Here is a 5,406-nt window from a genome sequence, read left to right on the forward strand (position 1 = left end):
ATCCACTATTGAAGAACATGCTTTTAGGGAATCTGTCTATGTACAAGGTACGTTGGTGCCTAAAAATTACGCCATGGTTGCGCCGCGGGTCGATGGTGTTTTAACTGCTATGTTTGTAGAAGATGGCGAAGCGGTGGAAGCGAATAAGACCGCTTTATTCCAAATCGATAAAGAGATTTTGACGCAGGCTTATGAAATGTCGCAGCAGGATACAGCGGTTGCCCAGTATGCCCGTGTTGACGGCGAAGCGCAAAAAGAGGCGGCGCAAGCACAATTCGATAAGATGAAGCTAGACTATGAGCGCTTCACAAGGCTTATGGAAGACAAGGCGATTACCCTTGATGCCATGGAACAAGTGGAGGCAGGCTATAAAGTAGCACAAGCCCAGTTAAAACGCGCCACTACTGCTGTTAGATTATATGAAGAACAAGAGAAAAAAGCGATCGCCGCCCTTGCCATTGCTAAGCGTAGATTAGATGATTCGCTCATCTACAGTCCCATCGACGGTTATGTGAGTTTCCGTGCGAAGAAAGAGGGGGAGTTTTGCGGCGCAGGCACGCCGATCGTGCGTGTCGCTGATCCCCGCGTTCTTGAAGTGTCCGCCTTTTTGCCCAGTGAATATTATCCCCGCGTCGTGACCAACGTCAGTAAGTTGCATGTTACCGTAGGCGCCATTGATTTGGGTGAATTTCCGGTCTACTACAAAAGCCCGGAGATTCAAGATCAATTACGCACCTTTGAAGTGAAATGCTTGGTCGAATCGCCGCCGGAAGGGGTTGCTCCGGGGGCTATGGCGCAAATTGAAACGGTACTGCATAGCTACACCGCCATCGGCGTGCCTCAGGAGGTCATCCAGATCCGCGACAACAAAAGCTTTGTTTTTGTGGCTGATGCCGGCAAAGCGCGGGCGGTGGAAGTGCAGCCGGGCCTGTCTACCTCCGGCTGGATCGACATCTCCCAAAGTGAACTTAAAGCGGGAGACCAAATCATTGTAAAGGGCTACAATTTGGTGAACCATGGTGTACAAATTGAAATGATTGGAGGGGAATAATCCATGTCATTATCCAATTTCGCTGTACGCCGCCCTGTTGCGATTACCTGTCTTTTTATCGCGCTGGCGATTCTCGGCTTTAATAGTTATCGAAAGATGGGGCTTGAGGTTATGCCCAAGGTCGACCTGCCCTATATCACCATCGTGACTATTTATCCCGGAGCCACGCCCGAAGAAATTGAGAGTGATATCGCTAAACCCATTGAAGATGAAGTGTCCACCATTTCCGGGCTGAAACACGTAACCTCCATGTGCATTGAAAACGTGTGTCAGACCCTCTTGGAATTCGATTTGGACGTGGATCAAGATATCGCCGCCACCGACGTACGCGAGAAACTTGACCTTATCCGCAACGATTTCCCCCATGGCGTAGAAGATCCCAAAGTCGTGAAATTCGACATCAACGCCAAAGCGGTGTTGACACTGGCGTTGACAGGCGACAGACCCGTAGATGAACTTTTTGATTATGCCGATAATGATCTGCGCGACAAGCTATCCATTTTACCGGGTGTCGCCAGCGTGGAGATTGAAGGCGGCGCCAAACGCGAAGTCCATGTGCAGGCTGACCGCGAAAAACTCGCCGCCCGCGGACTCACCTCTCTCGATTTGGTTCAGGCCATTCAAGAGGGCATGCGCATCATTCCCTCCGGCCGTATCCGTTCCCACGGTACCGAATATTCGGTTAAGTTTGACGCCGATTTTAAAGACCTTGCCTTGATTGGCGATATTGAAGTCAAAGGAGAAAAAGGTCAGCGTACCTATATTAAGGACGTGGCGGAAGTGAAAATGAAAACCGAAGAGCAGCGTCAGATTGCCCATGTCGACGGGCGTCAAGCCATTGCGATTCGTGTTATCAAGCGTGCAGAAGCAAACGCTGTTAAAGTAATTGACAACGTTAAAGATGCCCTGGCAGTCTTGGATGCTCAAATGCCCGGAGGCATGGAACTGATCTGGGTTACCGATGACGGTACCTTTACCCGTGCCATGGTCAATGATGCGTGGAAAAATGTAGCGCAAGGGGTCTTATTAACCGGACTGATCCTGCTTCTCTTCCTGCACAATATACGAACCATTACCATCATTATCGTTACCATGCCGCTCACCATTATTGTGGGCTTCTTTTTCATGAGCATGGCAGGATACACGATTAACGTGTCTACGTTGATTTCTATCGGTATGTCTGTGGGTATTCTCGTAACCAACTCCATCGTTGTGTTGGAGGGTATCGTCAAACGTCTCGATGAGGGGCTTTCCCCCAAGGATGCGGCACAAGTAGGTGCCGGTGAATCCTTTATTCCTGTATTGGCGAGTGCAGGCACCAACATTGTGGTTTTGTTTCCCATTGCTGTCATGCCGGGCATGGTCGGCTTGTTCGTTGCACCCTTTGCCATGACCATGGTTATTGTGACGGCCGTTTCCTTGTTCATGTCCTTTACGCTCACGCCCATGCTTGCTTCCGTGCTCTTAAAGCCTGCGAAAAAGAGAAGCAAATGGTCTCCTGCCGCCCTCTTCAGTCGGGGCTGGGACCGCGCCTTTGATCTGTTGGTTCGCATCTATGGCGGGCAGCTCCGTCTTTTTGCACGGTTTCGCTCCCTCGCTTTTGTATTTATTATTTTGGTGTGTCTGCTCTTCGCGCACAGCTTGAAAGTGGGCGGGACCCTTGGCTTCGGCATGGGTGAAGAGGCGGACCGCGGTGAAATGTCGGTTAAACTTGAATTCCCAACCAGTTTTGACCTTGCAAAAACCACCGAAAATGTGTTGGTCATAGAAGAAGAGTTGCAAGCCTTGCCGCATCTACGCCATATGTTGACCACTATCGGAAAGGTGCAAGGTATGGTGGGGCAAAGCTCCGAAGGCGTTCATTTAGCACAGATACTCTTGCGCTTCAATGAACGTACAGAACGCAGTGAAAGCCTGCAGGATATATTAGACATGACCCGGGAAAAGCTACAGCACTACCCCGGCGTTATTTCCACGATTGTGGTGACCAGTTTCACGGGCGGTCAAGGCTCTGACGTGGAATTCGAAATTAGCGGACCCGAATTGGCCGAGCTCGATCGGCTCTCCTTGGTTGCTGAGGACATCTCCTCATCCATGCCCGGATTTTACGATCTAGACACGACGACACGTCAAGGGAAGCCAGAACTGCGCATACGCCCCGATCGTGCCGTCCTTGCTGATCTCGGTTTTGCCCCGGCCATGCTTGGCATGGCGCTGCGCGGGAATCTGGAAGGCATCACGGCGGGCACCTTTAAGCGCGATGCACGGAACTATGACATCGTGGTGAAATTCTCTGAAAAAGAGGGCAAAGATCAGGTGCGCGATTTCCTTTTTCCTGCCGCGCCCGGCCGGCCCATGATGCTGAGTAATATCGGTTCCATTGAAGAGACCCTCGCCCCGGTGCAAGTTACCCGAAAAGACAAACAACGTATTTCAAAGTTCTACGCGAACCTGTCGCCCCAATTGCCCTTAGGCACGGCTGCCGAACAATTAACGGAAGCCTTTGAAAATCATGGCGCCTTGCCGCCCGGTTACTCCCACCGTTTTGGTGGTGTCTATGAGGTCATGTCGGAAGGGATCGTGGCGCTCTTTGAAGCGGCCATGATCGCTGCAATCCTCGTCGTATTGATGTTGGCGGCATTGCTTGAGTCCTTTAAACAGCCCGTCCTCATTTTGGTTACCTTGCCGCTGGGGCTTATAGGTGTGCTCTATGGCTTGGCATGGGGCGGCTACGGCATGAGTATTTTCACACTCATGGGCATTGTCATGCTCATCGGTATTGTGGTCAATAACGCCATCCTTATTATGGACGATTTTAACGCCAATGTAGCGCAGGGGATGGCTCGCCATCATGCCATGGTTAAGGCTGCCCAGGAAGAGCTGCGGCCTGTGTTAATGATTACCCTTGCCGCTGTACTCGGTATGCTGCCCATGGCCTTCGGTCGTGGAATCGGCGCGGAAATGCGTAATGATATCGGCCTTGCTTCCGCCGCGGGTATTCTGATTTCAGGTATATTGACGCTCTACGTGTTGCCCATCCTTTATGATTTTTTCACGCGCAAACCGAAAAAGAATAATAAAGGACCAAGCCAGACAGACCCCGCGTCCTAAGGGTTGCACTGTCTTGGATCTTCGTTGCTGATAGACTGAAAAGAGCCCCGGCACTTCAACGGTATCTCAAAAGATTCCGGTGTGTCGGGGCGCTCTTCTTTGACCGGCACGGGCGGATACCCATGACAATAGTGCGCAGCACAGTGTGGCGCAAATGCTTTTTGCTGCTCTCGGCTCAGTGGCGTATACTACGGAAAATTACCTTGATCTACGGACCTTATTATTCGCAACCAAGTTGGAATTCCCGCGGAGTGTATCATGAAAAAAGTGTTGATGGTATGGGGCGGTTGGGAAGGCCATGAGCCTGCCCAATGCACCGCCCGTTTTGTCCCCTTCCTTAAGGAACAGGAATTTGAAGTTACCCTATCAGAACGGCTCAGTGTCTTTGCAGACGAAGAGGCGTTACTTACCTACGATCTGATTGTACCCTGTTGGACCATGGGCGTGCTTTCCGAAGAAGAGGAAAGAGCGCTGCTCAATGCTGTCGCCCGAGGCACCGGAATCGCCGGATGGCATGGCGGCATGGGGGACGCCTTCCGAACCAACACAGCCTTTCAATTTATGGTAGGCGGTCAATTTGTCGAACATCCGGGCGGCATCATCCCCTATACCGTTCACATTGACCGTCCTCAAGACCCGGTCATGGAAGGTATACGTGATTTTCAGATGCGTTCAGAGTGTTATTATATGCACGTGGATCCTTCCAACGAGGTGCTCGCACACACAGTGTTGACGGGCGATGTCTATCCGTGGATCCAAGGCTGTGTGATGCCGGTCGTCTGGAAACGACCTTATGGCGCGGGCCGTGTGTTCTATTCCGCATTGGGACACGTTGCCGCCGACTTTGACGTTCCGCAATGTTTTGACATTATGAAGCGCGGCATGCTGTGGGCAGCACGCAGATCCGCGTTGAAGGAAGAATAAAATGGACGCCCTTCGTGTTGGTGTGATTGGATGCGGTAACATATCCGACCTCTATTTTGAGGGCGGGAAACGCTTCCACGATATTGACATTACCCTATGCGCCGATCTCTTGCCCGAAGCGGCACGGGACAAGGCAAAGCAGCACGGAATCCCAATGGCAGCAAGTCCGCGCGCCCTTCTCGAAAACGATGCAATCGATATTGTGTTGAACCTGACGGTGCCGAAAGCACATGCTGCCGTCGCTCTAGACGCGCTGGATCACGGGAAACATATCTATAATGAGAAGCCGCTGACCTTGACCCGTGCTGAAGGTATAGCGC

General features: G+C 51.6%; 4 protein-coding genes. All 4 read left to right on the forward strand.

Translation table 11 applies throughout. The features are described from left to right. On the forward strand, positions 1-1,051 hold a 1,051-nt coding region (locus tag GX117_01265; protein NLO31973.1), incomplete at its 5' end, for an efflux RND transporter periplasmic adaptor subunit. A 3-nt stretch (positions 1,052-1,054) separates the two neighbouring features. After that, the gene (locus GX117_01270) at positions 1,055-4,162 is read left to right on the forward strand and encodes an efflux RND transporter permease subunit (GenBank protein NLO31974.1); all 3,108 of its coding nucleotides are present in this window, start codon (positions 1,055-1,057) and stop codon (positions 4,160-4,162) included. A gap of 258 nt (positions 4,163-4,420) precedes the next feature. Further along, positions 4,421-5,086 carry a ThuA domain-containing protein gene (locus tag GX117_01275; GenBank protein NLO31975.1) on the forward strand — a complete coding sequence of 222 codons (666 nt, stop codon included), beginning with the start codon at positions 4,421-4,423 and terminating at the stop codon, positions 5,084-5,086. 1 nt (position 5,087) lies between these two features. After that, positions 5,088-5,406: Gfo/Idh/MocA family oxidoreductase (locus tag GX117_01280; protein ID NLO31976.1), on the forward strand; the 319-nt coding region annotated here is incomplete at its 3' end.

The organism is Candidatus Hydrogenedentota bacterium, assembly GCA_012523015.1.
Lineage (GTDB): Bacteria > Hydrogenedentota > Hydrogenedentia > Hydrogenedentales > CAITNO01 > JAAYBJ01.